17 protein-coding genes are annotated in these 17,262 nt (G+C 62.2%); 9 read left to right on the plus strand and 8 right to left on the minus strand.

All coding sequences use genetic code 11. From position 1 onward, the window contains the following. Positions 1-51 precede the first annotated feature (51 nt). Together lptG and lptF are read right to left on the minus strand one after the other, a co-directional pair. A complete protein-coding gene (gene lptG / locus KJQ96_RS07950) occupies positions 52-1,149 on the minus strand; it encodes an LPS export ABC transporter permease LptG (protein WP_213286240.1) in 1,098 nt (365 codons plus the stop codon). Beyond that, complete coding sequence (gene lptF / locus KJQ96_RS07955; protein ID WP_213286242.1) at positions 1,146-2,315, minus strand: LPS export ABC transporter permease LptF; 1,170 nt, start codon at positions 2,313-2,315, stop codon at positions 1,146-1,148. Before lptF ends, lptG begins: the two co-directional genes overlap by 4 nt. A gap of 346 nt (positions 2,316-2,661) precedes the next feature. On the opposite strand from lptF, the gene KJQ96_RS07960 reads away from it, so the two are divergent. The 3 genes from KJQ96_RS07960 to KJQ96_RS07970 all read left to right on the plus strand — a co-directional run bounded on the left by KJQ96_RS07960 (position 2,662) and on the right by KJQ96_RS07970 (position 5,288). Next, positions 2,662-4,164, plus strand: coding sequence for a leucyl aminopeptidase (locus tag KJQ96_RS07960; protein WP_213286119.1), 1,503 nt, complete (start codon positions 2,662-2,664; stop codon positions 4,162-4,164). 14 nt (positions 4,165-4,178) lie between these two features. Further along, positions 4,179-4,631, plus strand: coding sequence for a DNA polymerase III subunit chi (locus KJQ96_RS07965; RefSeq protein WP_028346466.1), 453 nt, complete (start codon positions 4,179-4,181; stop codon positions 4,629-4,631). 123 nt (positions 4,632-4,754) lie between these two features. Then, entirely contained in the window at positions 4,755-5,288 is a 534-nt protein-coding gene (locus KJQ96_RS07970; RefSeq protein WP_213286120.1) for a hypothetical protein, read from the plus strand. A gap of 25 nt (positions 5,289-5,313) precedes the next feature. Here KJQ96_RS07970 and KJQ96_RS07975 read toward each other — a convergent pair whose 3' ends face one another. The 3 genes from KJQ96_RS07975 to KJQ96_RS07985 all read right to left on the minus strand — a co-directional run bounded on the left by KJQ96_RS07975 (position 5,314) and on the right by KJQ96_RS07985 (position 7,892). Continuing rightward, positions 5,314-7,164: an ABC-F family ATP-binding cassette domain-containing protein gene (locus KJQ96_RS07975; RefSeq protein ID WP_213286121.1), complete on the minus strand. Its 1,851-nt coding sequence runs from the start codon at positions 7,162-7,164 to the stop codon at positions 5,314-5,316. A 69-nt stretch (positions 7,165-7,233) separates the two neighbouring features. Then, complete coding sequence (locus tag KJQ96_RS07980) at positions 7,234-7,407, minus strand: hypothetical protein (RefSeq protein ID WP_213286122.1); 174 nt, start codon at positions 7,405-7,407, stop codon at positions 7,234-7,236. 206 nt (positions 7,408-7,613) lie between these two features. Continuing rightward, complete coding sequence (locus tag KJQ96_RS07985) at positions 7,614-7,892, minus strand: sulfur globule protein precursor (protein ID WP_213286123.1); 279 nt, start codon at positions 7,890-7,892, stop codon at positions 7,614-7,616. 327 nt (positions 7,893-8,219) lie between these two features. Between KJQ96_RS07985 and ndk the strand changes: the two genes are divergently transcribed. Next, positions 8,220-8,642: a nucleoside-diphosphate kinase gene (gene ndk, locus KJQ96_RS07990; protein ID WP_057846437.1), complete on the plus strand. Its 423-nt coding sequence runs from the start codon at positions 8,220-8,222 to the stop codon at positions 8,640-8,642. 62 nt (positions 8,643-8,704) lie between these two features. Then, on the plus strand, positions 8,705-9,541 hold the full coding sequence (locus KJQ96_RS07995) for a TerC family protein (RefSeq protein ID WP_213286125.1): 837 nt from the start codon (positions 8,705-8,707) through the stop codon (positions 9,539-9,541). 107 nt (positions 9,542-9,648) lie between these two features. Here the strand turns inward: KJQ96_RS07995 and KJQ96_RS08000 are convergent, their stop codons facing one another. Beyond that, positions 9,649-9,831: a hypothetical protein gene (locus tag KJQ96_RS08000; RefSeq protein WP_213286126.1), complete on the minus strand. Its 183-nt coding sequence runs from the start codon at positions 9,829-9,831 to the stop codon at positions 9,649-9,651. Continuing rightward, complete coding sequence (gene ligD / locus KJQ96_RS08005) at positions 9,831-10,748, minus strand: non-homologous end-joining DNA ligase (protein ID WP_213286127.1); 918 nt, start codon at positions 10,746-10,748, stop codon at positions 9,831-9,833. The genes KJQ96_RS08000 and ligD overlap by 1 nt, the downstream gene beginning before the upstream one ends. Before the next feature lie 500 nt (positions 10,749-11,248). Here ligD and KJQ96_RS08010 point away from each other — a divergent pair, with 500 nt between their 5' ends. Next, complete coding sequence (locus tag KJQ96_RS08010) at positions 11,249-11,488, plus strand: hypothetical protein (RefSeq protein ID WP_213286128.1); 240 nt, start codon at positions 11,249-11,251, stop codon at positions 11,486-11,488. Between the two features lie 130 nt (positions 11,489-11,618). On the opposite strand, the gene KJQ96_RS08015 is transcribed toward KJQ96_RS08010, so the two are convergent. Beyond that, positions 11,619-11,891: a hypothetical protein gene (locus KJQ96_RS08015; protein ID WP_213286254.1), complete on the minus strand. Its 273-nt coding sequence runs from the start codon at positions 11,889-11,891 to the stop codon at positions 11,619-11,621. A 1,714-nt stretch (positions 11,892-13,605) separates the two neighbouring features. On the opposite strand from KJQ96_RS08015, the gene KJQ96_RS08020 reads away from it, so the two are divergent. The 3 genes from KJQ96_RS08020 to KJQ96_RS08030 all read left to right on the plus strand — a co-directional run bounded on the left by KJQ96_RS08020 (position 13,606) and on the right by KJQ96_RS08030 (position 17,178). Then, entirely contained in the window at positions 13,606-14,028 is a 423-nt protein-coding gene (locus KJQ96_RS08020) for a response regulator (RefSeq protein WP_213286129.1), read from the plus strand. Positions 14,029-14,270: 242 nt separating this feature from the next. Further along, positions 14,271-14,507 (plus strand): hypothetical protein, encoded by a 237-nt coding sequence (locus KJQ96_RS08025; RefSeq protein ID WP_213286130.1) that lies wholly within the window; start codon positions 14,271-14,273, stop codon positions 14,505-14,507. Between the two features lie 322 nt (positions 14,508-14,829). Beyond that, a complete protein-coding gene (locus KJQ96_RS08030; RefSeq protein WP_213286132.1) occupies positions 14,830-17,178 on the plus strand; it encodes a xanthine dehydrogenase family protein molybdopterin-binding subunit in 2,349 nt (782 codons plus the stop codon). Positions 17,179-17,262 lie beyond the last annotated feature (84 nt).

Raw genomic sequence — 17,262 nt, forward strand, 5'->3', positions numbered from 1 at the left:
TGCGCCGCCTGAACGCAGGCGACCTCAACTGGCGGGCGGCGACAACGGCCACTACCCGTCCTCCTGGTACAGCAAGGCTAAGAAGCCGGTGAGGCCGCCCACACAGACAGGCAACCACGCCGCAGCGATGGGATGCATCAACTCAGCCTTGCTCAAATCCTCAGTAACTTTCGATAGAACGTAGAGCAGAAACCCTGCGCCCACGCCACTTAAAACCATCTTTTGCACGCCGCCCATCCGGAAGAAGCGAAGGCTGACGGAAGCCGCCAACATCACCATTGCAGCCAGCAAAAATGGCTGTGCGATGAGCTTATGGTACTGCAGACGGTAGCCTGCGGTCGCGAAGCCGGAGCTTTCGGAAGAGCGGATATAGCCGGGCAGTTGCCAAAAAGACACGGTTTCTGGGGTGGAGAAACTGTTGCGAACCTGGGCCGGTGTCAGGGTGGTCGAGAGGGAATAGTTCTCCTGATCAACCGGAGGTTTATCCAGGGAGTATCTACGTACCGATTTGAAGGCCCAGCGGCCCTCTTCGAGGTAGGCTTCGCGCGCCTCGATTCGCTCCTTGAATTGGAGATCGGTATCGAATCGGAACACGGTCAGCCCCGTCAGCCGGACGCCCTGCTGCTCGCTGCGGGCCGCATTGATGATCGACTGGCCGTCGCTGTTGACCTGGTTGAGCCAGAAGCCGGATGCATCCTGAATGCCGCCGCCGGGCGCCGAGCCGAACAGTTCAGCCTCCATCCGTTTGGATAGTTCGCGCAGGTTCGCCGACATCGGGTTGTAGGCAACCGTTGCCAGGGTGCCGAGGATGATCGAGCTTGCCAGCGCCGGCGAAATGAACTGCCAGGCGGATACGCCGGCCGCACGCGCCACCACCAGCTCCAGCCGCCGCGACAGCGCGAGATAGCAGGTCATCGCGCCGATCAGCACGCAGAACGGCATCAGCTTTTCGAGCAATTGCGGCACCCGGTACAGCGACGTCTGCGCCACCGTGATCGCCGATGCCGATACCAGCCCGGAGGTCTTGCGGACCATTTCGATGTAGTCGACCAGCACGAGCAGCACGAAAATGCTCGCGAACACGCCCACCGCCGAGACGAGGAAACGGCCGGCGAAGTATCGTCCGAGCGTGTTGGTTACCATGCTCATGCGGTGGCGGGCCGTCCAAAGAGCCGAGCGAGGCGTGCGTTCGATCTGTTGATGGCCTCCATCAGTGCAGCCGGCGGCTCCACCACGATGCCGCGGATGATCATCCACAGCCCGACGCCGATCGCGCCGAACAGCATTGAATACTGCACGAGAGCCATGCTTGGCGTCTTCACCGTCATCACCGAGCAGGCGAATCCCGCCATGCGCAGACCAAACACCGCCAGGATCGAACCGCCGATCGAAAAATTGCGGCTCTGGCGCGTGGTGCGCGGCGTGCCGAGGAAAGCAAACGTCAGCACCGCGAAGGCGAAGGGATAGACCGGCGCCAGGAAACGATCATGCAGCTCGGCGCGAAACTGACCGGATAATTGCTTGAAAACCGGATCGTTCTCCGAGGGCGAGATCAGCTCCCAGAGATAGCGTTCGCGAATCCCCAGTGCGACGTCGCGGCCGCGATTGGAGAATTTCGACATGTCGAAGGCGTAACGAACGAACGCCACAAAGGCCGGATCGCGCTTTCCCGTCTCGAAACGTTCGAGATTGCCGTCTTCGAGCACCAGATAGGAGCCGTTCTCGTTCTTCAGCACCGTGCCGTGGTCGGCGATGATGGTGACGCGCTCCTTGGGATCACGGCGGTCGTCGACGAAAATGCCGGCGAGTACGCCGCCCGGCTGGCGCTCGCGGATCCGAATCGTCAGGTTCTGGTCGAGCTGGGCGAAGCGGCCGGGCTGCAGGATATTGGTCAGGACGTCGGCAGTGATTTCGGCATCCCATTGCTTGATCCGGCGCATGCCGTCGGGCGCGAGATAGGAGCCGATGAAGGCAACCATCGCCGCCACTACGCAGGTGGCATAGAAAAATGGGCGGAACAGCCGGAAAGGCGAGAAGCCGGCGGCGTTCATCACGATGATTTCAGAATCGGTGGCGAGCTTGTTCAGCGTGTGGGAGATCGCGATCATCAACGCGATCGGCGCGATGATCAAAACCAGCGCCGGGATCACCAGGCTGGTGATGCCGAGAAAGGTGATGATGGTCTGGCCCTGGCTGGTCATCAGGTCGATGCCGCGCAACGCCTGCGTAATCCAGATCACGCCGGTGAGGCTGACCAAGACCAGCGCAAACGACGCGAGCGTCGTGCGGAAAATGTACCTGTCGATCGACCCCATCGTTACCGCACGATCCCACCCTTGCACGCCCAAAGGGCAGCCTCCGACCAATCCCGTTTGAGGGTTCCCCATGGTCGGGCCGCCAATCGTCAGCCGTCTACATTCTCACTACCATCCCTTTGATCCGTCAACAAAATGGCTGGGCCGTGGCGTCCCCTCGATACGGTTAAGAATTCATCTCATGTGGCGTTCCAGCCACGGCGGTGCTTGGCAGTGGCGCGGCAGACAGGCCATAGTGCCGAAAACATCAGGTCCTGAACGATTTGGGCCGTTACCGAAGAGAACATTCCATAATGCGACCGATTCTGGCCGCGCAAGATAGCCCTGAATTCTGGAGGATTTACCTATGACCGACGCCGTGAAGGTCGGCTTTGTCGCTTTTTCCGCTGCCCCCCGCGCCGTTCTCGTGGTGTTTTGCGACGAGGCATTGAAGTTCGGCGAGGCGACGCGGAAGGCGCTGGGGAAGGCGGCCGATACGGTCAAGCGGGCGGCGGCGGCCAATCAGTTCAAGGGCAAGAGCGGATCGACGCTCGACATTCCGGCGCCGGATGGAATCAAGGCAGAGCGCCTGATCGTCGTTGGTGTCGGCAAGGCAGCCGATATCAAGGAGAGGGATTTTCTCAAGTTCGGCGGGGTGACAGCGGGCAGGCTCAACTCCGCCAGCACATCGGTCACCGTGATCGCCGAACTGCCTGAGGGGGCGATGCAGCCCGATTCGGCCGCCGCGATCGCGTCGGGCATCCGGCTGCGCGCGTATAAGTTCGACCGCTACAAGACCAAGAAGAAGGACGGCGAGAACGGCGCGCTGCGCGCCGACGTTTCGATTGCCGTTGACGATGTCGCCGCCGCGCGAAAGGCGCTTGGGCCCGCGTCCCATGTCGTCGACGGCGTGATCATTGCGCGCGAACTCGTCAACGAGCCGCCCAACGTGCTCTATCCCGTGGAATTCGCGCGCCGTGCGAGCCAGCTCAAGAAACTCGGCGTCGATGTCGAGGTGCTCGACGTCAAGGCGATGAAGAAGCTCGGCATGGGCGCCTTGCTCGGCGTCGCGCAGGGCTCGAGCCAGCCCGGCCGTACCGTGATCATGCGCTGGAACGGCGGCAAGAAGGGAGATCAGCCCGTTGCTTTCGTCGGCAAGGGCGTCTGCTTCGATACCGGCGGCATCTCCATCAAGGGCGCCGCCAGCATGGAGGACATGAAGGGCGACATGGGAGGCGCGGCCTGCGTAGTCGGGCTGATGCATGCGCTTGCGGCGCGCAAAGCGAAGGTCAACGCGGTCGGCGCCATCGGCCTGGTCGAGAACATGCCCGACGGCAACGCCCAGCGCCCCGGCGATATCGTCACCTCGATGTCGGGGCAGACCATCGAAATCATCAACACTGATGCCGAAGGCCGGCTCGTGCTGGCCGACGTGCTCTGGTACGTGGCGAAGAAGTTCAAACCCAAATTCATGGTCGATCTCGCAACGCTCACCGGCGCGATCATGGTCGCGCTCGGAACTGAGTATTCCGGCATGTTCTCCAACAATGACGAACTGGCGGAACGGCTGAGCAAGATCGGAAATGAAACCGGCGAGCGCGTCTGGCGCATGCCGCTCGGCCCTGAATACGACAAGCTGATCGATTCGCAGTTTGCCGACATGAAGAATACCGGCGGGCGCCACGGCGGCTCGATCACCGCTGCACAGTTCCTGCAGCGATTCGTCGACAACACGCCGTGGGCGCATCTCGACGTTGCGGGAACTGCGATGGGTGCGCCGAAAACCGACATCAACCACAGTTGGGGATCCGGCTACGGCGTTCGGCTGCTGGACCGGCTGGTCGCGGAATATTACGAAGCCACGAAATAGTTCGGTTGCAGGCGATGACGGAAGTCCTGTTCTACCATTTGCAGGCCATGTCGCTCGAAAGCGTATTGCCGCCGCTGTTGGAAAAATCGCTCGAGCGAGGCTGGCGCGTGGTCGTGCAATCGACTTCGCCGGAGCGCACCGAGGCGCTCGATGCGCATTTGTGGACCTACAGCGACGATTCGTTCCTGCCGCATGCCACATGGCGCGCCGGCGATGCCCAGGACCAGCCCATCATTCTCTCGATCGAGGAGAGCAATCCGAACGGGGCCAATGTCAGGTTCCTGATCGACAACGCGGCTTTGCCGGCCGACTGCGACAGCTACGAGCGGGTGGTGCTGGTTTTCAACGGTGACGATGCCGATGCGCTGACGGCTGCGCGCGGGGCCTGGGCCGATTGCAAGGCGCGGGGATTCGAGGTGACCTATTGGCAGGCCGATGAGCGAGGCCGGTGGCAGCGGCGGCAATAGCGATCCACAGGAATTAATGATAATCAGCGGTTTCTGCGCTGGACCTTGCGGGTAGCCATGGTCGTGCCGCAAAGTGATGGTCGGACAACTGGTTACAGTAAGGGTGGGGGCCTGGGGTTTAGCGTGCGACGCGGAACAATCGATCGAAAGCCACTGCTGACGTTGTTGCTGCTCGGGCCTGCGCTTGCGGGCTGCTCGGGTACAGATCTGCTGTCGAAGGATGCGGACTGGTTTTCGCGCTCCGGACGCGTGTTCATCCGCAACGTCTCGATCGAAACGCCGCCGCTCACCCCGACCAAAGCGGTCACGCCGGATGAACTCGTCAGTGCCGACGGCGCTTGTCCCGGCATGGCAGCGCCGGGCACCGATGCCAATGCGCTGGCGAATGGCGCTGCAGGCAACCCGCCTCCTTCGACGACGGGAACGGTGGCGCTCGGCCATACCGAATGCGACGTCGTGCGCGGCATCGGTGCGCCCGACAGTGTCAGCCTTTCCAATAACCCGCGCGGCGACCGCGTGGCGGTCGTCAACTATTCGCGCGGCCAGCGGGCCGGCATTTATACCTTCACCGCCGGACGCCTGACGTCGATCGAGCGTGCACCGGAGCCGGCGGCGCCGGCGAGGGGTGCCAAGCCGAAGAAGAAGCCGGCGGCGTAAATTCGCCGACGACGATCCGTTTTAGCTAGCCCGTCGCTTCGTCGAATTCCGAACTGGCCTCCAGCCAATCTTCCTCGGCCCGCCGCAGCGCGCTTTCGGCACCGGCGCGCGCCTTGCTGAGCTGGGCGGCCTGCTTGGGATCGCGCGTGAACAGATCCGGCAAGGCAAGCGCGGTGTCGATCTTGGCGATGATGCCGCTGATGCGCTCGATTTCGGCCTCGGCTTCGACGATCCGCTGCTTCAGCGGTGATCGCCTTTCGCTCCTGGCGCGCTCGGGCTTCACGCTTTCCTTGACACGCTCGCGCTTATCCCCGATCGACAACACCATTCGCCTGTAATCGTCGAGGTCGCCGTCGTAGGTAGTTACCGTCTTGTTGGCGACAACCCACAATTGATCGGCGCAGGCTTCGATCAAATAGCGGTCGTGCGAGACCATGATGACGGCGCCTGGGAAATCGTTGATCGCTTCGGCCAGCGCCGCGCGGCTGTCGATGTCGAGATGATTGGTCGGCTCGTCGAGGATAATCATGTTCGGGCCGAAGAAGGTGGCGAGCCCGAGCAGCAGCCGCGCTTTCTCGCCGCCCGAAAGGCTCTTCACCAGGGTGTCGCCGGCTTTGCCGGAAAATCCGATCGCGCCGGTGCGGCCGCGCACCTTGGTTTCCGGCGCATCGGGCATCAGCCTGCGGACATGATCGTAGGGCGAGGCATCGAGATTGAGCTCGTCGACCTGATGCTGCGCGAAATAGCCGACCGAGAGCTTTTCCGCCCGTGTGATCCGGCCGGAGAAGGGTTGCAGCTTGCCTGCCAATAGCTTGACGAGCGTCGATTTGCCGTTGCCGTTGGAGCCGAGCAGGGCGATGCGGTCGTCAGTGTCGACGCGCAGCGTGACGCGGTTGAGCACCGGCTTTTTCGGGTCGTAGCCGACCGAGATGTCGTCGACGGCGATGATCGGCGGCGACAGCATCTTCTCCGGCGTCGGGAACGTGATTTCACGCACATCCTGCGTCACCAACGCGGTAACCGGCTTCATCCGTTCCAGCATCTTGACGCGGGATTGCGCCTGTCGGGCTTTCGAGGCTTTTGCCTTGAAGCGATCGACGAAGGCCTGCAGCCGCTTGCGCTCGTCGGCCTGGCGCTTGGCGTGCTTGGCGTCCAGCATCTCGCGCATGGCGCGCTGTTCCTCGAAGGAGGAATAGGTCCCCTTGTAGAGGGTCAGCTTGCCGCGATCGAGGTGCAGGATCTGGTCGACCGAGGTGTCGAGCAGGTCACGGTCGTGGCTGATGACGATGACGGTGCGTGGATAGTTCGCAAGATGGTCTTCCAGCCACAGCGTGCCTTCGAGGTCGAGATAGTTGGTCGGTTCGTCCAGCAGCAGCAAATCCGGCGCCGCGAACAGCGTCGCCGCCAGCGCCACCCGCATGCGCCAGCCCCCGGAGAATTCCGAGCACGGCCGCGCCTGGTCCGCGGCGGAAAATCCGAGGCCGCTCAGGATTGCCGCGGCGCGCGACGGCGCGGAGTGCGCGTCGATGTCGACCAGCCGGGTCTGAATTTCGGCGATGCGGTGCGGATCGGTGGCGGTTTCGGCCTCACGCAGCAGCGCATCGCGCTCCAGATCGGCCTTCAGTACGACATTGATGAGACTCTCCGGGCCGTCCGGCGCCTCCTGCGCGAGGCTGCCGACGCGCCAGCGCGGCGGTAGCTTAATGCTGCCGGATTCGGTCGGCAGGTCGCCCCGGATCGCATGAAATAGCGTCGATTTGCCGACGCCGTTGCGCCCGACGAAGCCGACGCGAGCACCCGGCACGATCTGCACCGTGCTGTTGTCGATCAGGAGCCGCCCGGCAATCCGGATCGAAATGTCTGTGATGGAAAGCATGCGGCGTTGTCACCGGAGCCGGTGCCAAACGCAACTCATTTATCGGTAAAATCAGTTGCTCAGCGGCCCTCAATGCAACTCGTTGTCGCGGCGGCGCAGCTCGTCGACGAGTTCTCGTAGACGCGGTGGCAGTTCAGTTTCGGGGCGCAAGTTTTGCTGAAGCCGTTCGCCGATGGCGTCGCAGATCGATACCCATGTCTTATGATCGAGTTGTTCGAAATCTCTAATGATTCGGCCATCCATCGGCGATCTCTTCGCGAGTTCCACGTCGTGGCGCTCGCAAGCCTTGAGTGAAACAATGATGAAGGATCAAGTCACAACCGCGAAATTTGTTTCCCGTGCAGAGCCCCATGCGTTCGCGTGCAAGTGGTCGAATCACGCTGTTCGCTTCCGCACAAAAAAGCCCCGGCGGCGGCCGGGGCGTCAGTCAGGGAGAAGCTCAAATCAGCTCAGTAGCAGCGGTTCACCAGCCGCCAGCGTGGGCCCCAGGGGGTCGGAACCAGACGCCGCACATAACAGCCGCCATAGCCACCGAAGTAGGCCGGGCCGCCAATGACGACGCGCGGGCCCCAGCCCCAGCCGTGATGCCGATGATGCCAGCCGTGATGATGGTGATGATGATGGTGCCAGCCGTGACGCCAGCCGCCGGCCGAGGCCGATGTCGGCGCCAGCGCAGCCGCGCCCAGCGAAGCCGCGGCCACTGCAACGAGCGAGAGTTTGCGTAACATGATCGTCTCCTCAAGGTTCAGGCGCGAAAATGCGCGCCATCGGTGAGATCGCCTCCCGTAACGCCCCGGGCCTCGCGGATGCGCGCCCGGTGTCCGATCGTCGGAAAATCTACGGCAGCGAAGCTGAATGGCGGCGTGACGCAAGTTACAGAGTGGGTTCACCTCCATGAAATTGCGGCAATCTTCGCCCCTACAGAGTGACGTGCCGCACGAAAAGGCGCCCAAAATGGGAGGCAGGCGCGTCACCGGGCCGCTTGCCGTCGCGAGGTAGCGCCGATATAAGCCCCCGCAACTCTCCAATCAGCGTGTTTTGCAAGGACGTAAACAATGGCGATTGAACGCACTTTCTCGATCATCAAGCCGGACGCGACCGCGCGCAATCTGACCGGCGCCGTCAACGCGTTGATCGAGAAGGCCGGCTTGCGGATCGTCGCCCAGAAGCGCATTCGCATGACCCGCGAACAGGCGGAAACCTTCTATGCCGTTCACAAGGCGCGTCCATTCTTCGGCGAGCTGGTCGACTTCATGACCTCCGGCCCGGTCGTCGTGCAGGTGCTGGAAGGCGAGGGCGCTATCGCCAAATACCGCGACGTCATGGGGGCCACCGATCCGTCGAAGGCGGCGGAGGGTACGATCCGCAAGGTCCATGCGAAGTCGATCGGCGAGAACTCGGTGCATGGTTCGGACGCGCCGGAGACCGCCGCGATCGAAATCGCGCAGTTCTTTTCCGGTAACGAAATCGTCGGCTAATCGATTGGAAGAGCGGTCGCAATAGCCGCGCGCAACGGCTGAAGAGGCCTGGGGGAAACGCTGTGAACTGCCTCTTGCAAATCTTCGATCCTGCGACGATTTCTGCGTTCTTCACCCAGTTCCACGCCGAGATGCAGACACCGGCCTTCTGGGTCGCGCTCGGCAAGATCATGTGGATCAACATCCTGCTGTCGGGTGACAACGCGCTTGTCATCGCGATGGCCTGCCGCAGCTTGCCGCCGCGCCAGAAGTTCTGGGGCATGATTCTCGGCGCCGGCGTTGCCGTGCTGCTGCGCATTATCTTCACCGGCATCGTCGTGACGCTGATGGGGCTGCCATTCCTCAAGCTGGTCGGCGGCCTGGTCCTGCTCTTCATCGCGGCGAAGCTTCTGGTGCCTGAACACGAGGACGAGGGCGACGTCGACGCGGCTGCGCATCTATGGGCAGCGGTGCAGATCGTGGCGATTGCCGACATCGTCATGAGCCTCGACAATGTCATCGCGGTCGCTGCGGCCGCCAATGAGAGCATCCCGCTGCTCGTCATCGGGCTTGCCATCAGCGTTCCCCTGATCGTCGCAGGCGCTGCGCTGATCATGGCGTTGCTGACGCGTCTTCCAGCGCTGGTGTGGGCCGGCGCAGGCTTGCTGGGCTGGGTCGCGGGTGAGGTGATGGCAACCGACCCGGCGCTGCAACCGTCTCTGCACGCATTCTTCAACGGTCCGGTCGGTGTCGGCCTCGATGGGGTCCTCAAATCGATCGGCATGGCGCCGCAGTTCGTCAATGGCGGCCATGGCGGCGAGGTGATCCTTGGACTCATCGGCATCGCCGTGGTGCTTTTGGTGGGCTCGGTCTGGCGCAAGCGCAGGCTGCAGGGCGCGGAGCACTCGGCCACGGCATAAGGCGACGATCTGCGATCTCGCGGCGCACGTTGCGCCGCGGCGGCTTCTCGTCCGATAGGTCATTTGCACAGTTCCAGCTCATGATGACGCCGTCGAGGTCGCGCTGGTTATGGCTTAGGAATTTCATCTCCCTGCCATTGCCGTACCGCCTCGTTGACCTTGTCACGATCGCGCCGCTCGTCCGGCGCGAGCCGCATGATGGGCTCGTGGATCGCAGCCGGGATTGTGAGCTTGCTGTCAGACGGTTTCTCGACCCACTCCCACCATTGATCGAACGCGTCCTTGGGCATCACAGGTCCTCGCGCAGGCCCTTGAAGAATGGATGCCGGACTTTGCCCTCGGCCGATTTGGCTCGGTATTCGATCTCCACCAGCAGTTCCGGTTCTACCCAGATGCCCTTGTGCGCGATCCTCTTGGTGTAGGGCTGGCGCTCGCGGATCAGCGGCGTCAGACGCTTGCGCAATTCGCCGGCCGACGTCTTGTCGAACCCGCGGTCGCACTTGCCGGCATAAATCAGGTCGCTACCGGTGCGGCGGCCGAGATAGATGCCGTCCCAGTCATTGCCGTCTAGTGCAAAGCCCGCGATGGTCAGCGTCTCGCGTTGCGCGCAGGTCTTCTTGACCCAATCCCTGATGCGGCCGGAGAGATAGCGGCTGTCGCGCACCTTGGAGACGACGCCTTCGAGCCCGACTTTGCAGGCGTGCGCGTACATCTCGCTGCCGTCGATCTCAAAACTTTCGCTGAACTGGACGTCGGTGCCGTCGATGGTCTTTCTCAGCAGCGCCTTGCGCTCGTGCAGCGGCAGCGTCCGCAGATCGTAACCGTTCAGATAAAGCAGGTCGAAGGCAACCAGCACGATCCGGTTGGATTTGCCCTTCAGTTCGTTCTGTAGCACGGAGAAGTCGGTCGTGCCGTCTTTGGAGGGAACGACGACCTCGCCGTCGATGATCGCGCTGCCGGCGGCGATATGCCAGGCGTCGCTGGCGATCTTGCGCAATCGCCGGGTCCAGTCGTTGCCGCGGCGGGTGAAAATTTTGACGGTGCCGTTGGCGAGATGGACCTGTACCCTGTAACCGTCGAACTTGATCTCGTGAATCCAGCGATCGCCGCTCGGCACTCTCTCGATCAAAGCGGCTAGCGCGGGTTCGATGAAACCCGGATAGGGCGCCTTGGTCCCCGCCGCCGGCTTCTTACGCTGAAACGCCACAACAAAACTCCACGCCACAACGCGTTCAAATCGATCTAGACCCGTTGGTTCATTCCAAATTGCTACTTTTTCCTTCTAGTTCCAGAGCCGCAACAAATCTCATTGGCAATAAACGGAAAACTATCTGCGTGGGCAGGCAGCTGAAAAAGCTGCGCGTCGATGCGGAGCATTTCGCGTCGAAGCGACGCGCGTATTGACGTCCGCCGTCATTTGGAAGCTTGAGCAGCAAAAGAATGCGCTTCGTCCGGAACGGCGGGACTGGCAGATGAATTGCGCAAGAACCAAAGTCTCGGTTCCCGGAACCTTCTCGTTCCTTCGTCTGTTTTATGCAGGTTAGAAGGAGGAGGAGACCATGCCAGTATTACTGCTCTGGGCCGTCCCCACCGTCATCGTAGTCGGTGGTCTCGGCTATTATTTTCTTCGTGTAGTCCAGTAGTGGATTGCGGCGGCCTGCGCCGGGAAACCGGCCGGGCCTTTTCGCTATGTAGGAGGCGTTTCTAATGAAATGCGCTATCGCGGCAATGGCTGTGCTCGCCACGTTTGTCGGGCCGGCTCTAGCAGATCCATGGAAAGACGAGAGCGGTAATGGCCGCTGGAGGCATGATCGTGGCGCTTACCGCGCCTACAATTACGACCGCGATTACAAGCAGGAGTTCTACCGAGGTCCCTGCAAGATCGAGCGCAAGTGGGAGCGCAACGGCGAATACAAAGAAGAAGTGAAGTGCAAGGGCTATCGCTAGATTAGTTGAACAGGCCCTTTAGGGTCGTTCTGATTTGTGCCTCGACATTGGGGCGGCTTCAGCCGTGCTGCGCACCCCCTGCTCGTAGACCGCAGCGCGAGAGATCTCACTCTGAATCAGAGGCGGTCAGTTAAGGGCCACGGTTCTCCCGCGCGTAAAGGTCTTTCGTTGCCTGTTCGGTCATCTGTTTTTCACCGCGAGTCCTGCGTCTGTTGCGCATGATGCCGTAGGCCAGCACCAGACCAAGCACACCCGCACCGATGAACCACAGTGCCACTGGAAGGTGGGAGGCAGTTTCGACGGGCTGTCCTTGTGCCGCGAGTTCGCCCGGGAAGAGGGCGAGGGCGGTCAGCGTGGCTGCGAGTTTAGCAGTCGTTCGTTCGCCAGATGAAATCGAGAACATCTCATGATCCTCCGCGTGGAGAAGGATCAATTTCGGCCAACAGCCAATGTTCCTGAAATCCCGGATTCGATTTCGGAACACGGATCCAATCACCTTGAGCCGATGATCTAGCACTTTGCCGTTTTTTCCTGACCGGTTTCACGGCCGGACCTAAGCTATACTCGGCAATAAACGGGGAGCCGCCATGCCGGACAGCTGGAAAAGCTGCGCGTCGAGGCGGAGGATTTGCGCGTTGATCAACAAACTTGCCGGTAATCCACACAAGCGCGAGCTATTCGAAAAGACTGCAGCTCATCTCAACGTGCTCGCCAGCGAGGTCGAACGCGCGATTGCCGAGAGCGCCCGAGAGGCGAGGCATAAGCAAGGTCTTCGGCGTTTCGCCAAAGCAAGGTCGAGAAAAGCTCTATGGAGATGGGGCAAGAGCGGACCAGCCCGCTTTGAGTGGATGGCCAGCTCGTTGCGGGGACGGCGAGAGAGTTGGGATGCTTCGATCTTACAGGCCTGGCTACGCCGCCTAGGAGTCCGGACCTCGTGACCTCAATGGGCCGCTGCTCCGAATCGCTCGGCGTACACAACAGCCTGAGTAGGGACCCGCCTGTTCCAGGTTGATCTGCTCAATCTAGGGCGTTCTTCCGGCTTAGGTTGGCAGTCGCAGTCCTGCCGATGTAAGCCACTCCTGAATGTGTACGGCTGTTTCAGCCTGCCTGGCTCTCCGGATTAGTCGCTCCCGCGCGAGTCCTGAAGGGGTGCCTCGCGCTTCCTTTCGAAGGCGTTTCGCCTCTTCGGTCAATCGCTCGGCCAGTGATGTCGTTTGTTTGAATCGGCGGCGCCGTTGCATGCGCTGTTCCTTTCCTTGCAGCGAAGGCGGGAGCGCAACCGGCGTTCTCGTCATCGATAACTGCCTCGTACCTTGCGGTGATGTGCAACAGGTTACGCTTCCTTACCGCCGCTGTCGGTGCACTAGTGCACAATTGGAAAATAGGAATGAGCTTGCCTACAGGCCGTTAGCGGTCTGTGTCGACCAGAGCCGCCGGTCGGCACGGTTTCGAGAACGGCCCCAGCTTCCCCCAGACTGGGGCCATCCTCATGGTGCGACATCTCCGCGCTATCGCCGCGCAACAGTTTCTCACCCATACCCGCTAGCAGTCGGTGCAAGATCCTTCCATCGCCCTCTTTGCCCGTTGGACTGCCTAACCTGCGGCGGCCATTTTCCGATTGCGAACGAGCAGCGCAGGAACGAAGTTCATCCTCCCGGTTTGAGTCGGCGCTCGCTGAGGCGCATAACATGAACCCCCCGGATGAAGACGTCGTACTGAGGGCAACTGAAGATGCCCGGCGCATCCTTGGAGAATACATCGCGCCGGAGTCGCCCTGGGACGCAACGAGTACGATAGAGCGGCTGCTAGCCGTTCTCGATCGAGATGAGGTTGTGCATGCTCTCGATCGTATGACAAGGCGCCGAACACATCGGCTCGTGGAACGCAACGGCACCAGCGCCCAGGGGGAGAGCGTCGATGCCGCATTCCATGCTTCCGAGGACGGGGATGAACCGGAAGCCTCATATCTGACGCATGTGGGGACCGCTGGTTCCTGTGGTACGGTGCCGCGCCCTCATTGCTTGCATTTCGCCGTGGCTGATCAGACTTAAGTTCAGCTCTGAGCTCCTGTAGGAACCGAAACCGATTGCGCGTTCTTAGTCCTGCTTAGCGCCCCAATGGCGTGTGGCGCGCGGGAGACGGGCGTGCGGAACGAACCGATCGTGATCCTGGTCGTCGAGGACGATCAGTCGATCCAAGGTGTGATCGAAGAGGCTCTTTCGGACGGTGGTTTTGAAGTGGCGATTGCGGCCACCGGCGAGGAGGCGGTCACGCTTCTGCAAGATCGACAGGACGAGTACCGCGCCTTGGTGACAGATATCAATCTCACAGGCCGGTTCAACGGCTGGGAAGTGGCCAAGCGCGCCAGAGAGGTGCATCCGCAGATGCCGGTTATCTACATCACCGGCGCGGCCGCCGATCAGTGGGCATCAAACGGGGTGCCCGACAGCATCCTTTTGAACAAGCCCTTTGCTCCCGCGCAGATCGCGACCGCCGTCGCCCAGCTTTTGAACCGAGCCCCTCCTGCCGCGCAGCAATAAATCGATCATCTCATGACTTTTGTTATGGTGACTTGGCTGCATCAGCCGCACGCTTTGAGTGTCACCGTCTATCCCCCGGCAGTTATCGGTGATGAGAACGCCAGTTGCGCTCCTGCCAATCCTCTAAGGAGAGCGCCTGGTGCGAAAAGTCCGTCAAATCGAAGCTGCGTCCCGTGTGATCGAATGGCTTTGGTCGCCGGCTGCGAGCGCCGTAAGCCCGCTTCGCTGGGAGGAATCACGTCATGAATGACATGGAGGCGCAACTCGAAAGGCTGCGCACCGATGCGGAGGATTGCGCATTGATCAGCAAGCTGGCGACCAATCCTCATAAACGTGAGTTGTTCGAAAGATTGGCCGATCACCTGGCCGTTCTGGCCGACGAGGTCGAGCGCGCGATTGGTGAGCGAGGTGGCAAACGCGAAGCTCAGGGAAGACGGACAGCATTGATGTCAAAGTCGACCGGGCGATTGTGCGAGTAGAATCCGTCGAATGAGATATGGGATGATCAAGCTGGATCAGCGAACGGCCGCAAACGGACGTCGTCCTGGAAGAGGTGTGCTGGGCTCTGCCGCCTGGCGGTGACCACGACTCTCGCAAGCACATCGGCAGTCAACTCATTAATGCTGCCAGGCGGGGCAACGATACCCTGGACGGATTGAAATCCGTTGCCCAGCGTGCGCTGCAGGAGTTGTCGCGCTGCGAGCTGGATGGGTGGGCACCCAGTGCACGTGCAATCCCCGGTAGAGTTCTGTCGCGGGCTAGCGATTGCCTTTTCCGTCGACCGGTTCCATACAGCTTCACATGATCGAACCGTTATTGGGGCGCAGCCTCGACCGCCTTGAAGACGCGCGCTTCGTGCAGGGGCGCGGGCGCTACGTCGCCGATCTCGCGTCGCGAGACGCGCTTCATGGCGTCGTCGTTCGCTCGCCGCACGCGCATGCACGCATCACCGCGATCGGCATCGAGGCGGCGCGCAGGAGGCCTGGCGTCGCGGCCGTGCTCACGGGAGCCGAATTGGCATCCGACGATATCGGCCCGTTGCCGTGCGCGGTGACCAGTATCCCGATGACCGCGCCGCTCGTGGTGCCGCCCTATCACGCGCTGGCGCGCGGCGTGGTGCGCCATGTCGGCGAGCCGGTCGCGTTCGTGGTTGCGGAATCCGCCGAAGCCGCGCGCGATGCCGCCGAGGCCATCGTCGTCGACTATGAGCCGCTGCCGCCGGTTGTCGCGATCGCAGCGGCGATTCTGCCGGATGCCCCGTCGATCTGGCCGGAGGCTACTGGCAACATCGCGTTCCAGTTCAACCGCGGCGAGATCGGCCCGGTGGAAGCGGCGATCCGCGATGCCGCCCACGTCGTGGAATGCGAACTGGTCAACAACCGCGTCGTCGCCGCGCCGTTGGAAACACGCGGTGCGATAGGGCAGTTCGATGCCGCGAGCGGCCGGCTGCACCTGACCGCCTCAGCCGCCGGCGCCCACGCCATCCGCGACCTGCTCGCCGACGCTGTCTTTCGCATCGGCAGAGAAAAACTTCGCGTCAGCATTCCCGATGTCGGCGGCGGGTTCGGGATGAAGAACGTGCTCTATCCCGAGTGGGTGCTGGTGCTGTGGGCGGCGCGCCGCCTCGGCCGTCCCGTCACGTGGATCGGCGATCGCAGCGAGGACTTTACCGGCTCCGCGCATGGCCGCGACAGCATCATTCGAGCTCGCCTGGCGCTCGATCGCGATGGTCGCTTCCTGGCGCTCGACACCAGGGTGTTCGCCAATCTCGGCGCCTATGTCTCGACGGTGGCGCCGGCCGTGCCGACCATGGCGATGGCAAGCGCGATGGGCGGCGTCTACGACATTCCGCTGATCGCATTCGAGACCAAGGGCGTGTTCACCAATACGACGCCGATCGATGCCTATCGCGGCGCCGGCAAGCCGGAGGCAAATTATCTGATCGAGCGCTGCATCGATACCGCAGCCGCCGAGCTCGGGATGGATGCGCTGAAGCTGCGGCGCAAGAACATCATGCGTCGCTTCCCTTACAGCAGCGCGATGGGACTTTCGGTCGAGAAGGGCAGCTTTGCCCACGCGATCGATCACGCCGCCACTGCCGCGGAGGGATTCAAGTCGCGCCAGAGAAGTTCACGCAAGCTGGGCCGGCTGCGCGGCCTCGGGCTTGCCTGCTTTCTCGAGACCGCGCGCGGCCAGCCCAATGAAGTGGCGGAAGTGCAGTTCAGTGAGGATGGCCTGATCGACCTGAAGGTCGGCACGCATTCCAACGGCCAGGGCCATGAATCAACCTACGCCCGGATCGCGGCCGACACGCTCGGCCTGCCGCTGGAGCGCTTCCGGTTTCGGCAGGGCGATACGGACGATCTTGATTCAGGCGGCGGCCATGGCGGCGCGCGCTCGATGCATCAGGGCGGCACCGCGCTGTTGATGGCGGCGGAAGGCCTGATCGAGAATGCGCGGCGGCTTGCCGCGCGCCTGCTGCAGGCCGGCGTGGATGCGGTTCAGTATGAAGCAGGCATGTTGCGCGTGGCCGCGACCGGGCAGGAGATCAGCCTCGATGAGGTGGCGCGCGCTTCCTATCAGCTAGCCGGCGACGACGTAGCGCCGGGCCTGGTGCACAGGGCGACTCATCTGTGCGACCGCTACACGTTTCCCAACGGCTGCCATGTCGCGGAGGTCGAGATCGACCCCGAGACCGGCGAGGTGAGGCTCGACCGCTACGCCATCTTTGATGACTACGGCCGCCTGCTCGATCCTCGCCAGACGCTGGGGCAGGTGCATGGCGGCGTCGCGCAAGGCATCGGACAGGCGTTATTCGAGCACGCGCTGTTCGATGCGGAGACAGGACAGATTCTCTCGGGCTCGCTGATGGATTATGCGCTGCCCCGCGCGGGCGATCTTCCCGCGTTCGAGGGCGATCTCACGCCTGATTTTCCAAGCCGTGCCAACCGGCTCGGCGTCAAGGGAAGCGGTCAGGCCGGCGCCATCGCAGCACCCGCAACGATCATGAATGCCGTGATGAACGCGCTTGTGCCGCTCGGCGTGCGCCATCTCGACATGCCCGCAACGCCCTCGCGCATCTGGCACGCGATCCAGGCGGCAGAAGCGCGATCGCGTCAGCGCACGGATGCGACATCCGCGGATCAATAGCGATCCATCGCTAGTCCTGATCTTCCGTTCCTAATCACAGCAAGGTGACGAATGACTTGCTGGGCGGGCTTGGCTGTTGCTTGA

This window comes from Bradyrhizobium sp. sGM-13, assembly GCF_018398875.1.
In the GTDB taxonomy this organism is placed as follows: Bacteria; Pseudomonadota; Alphaproteobacteria; order Rhizobiales; family Xanthobacteraceae; genus Bradyrhizobium.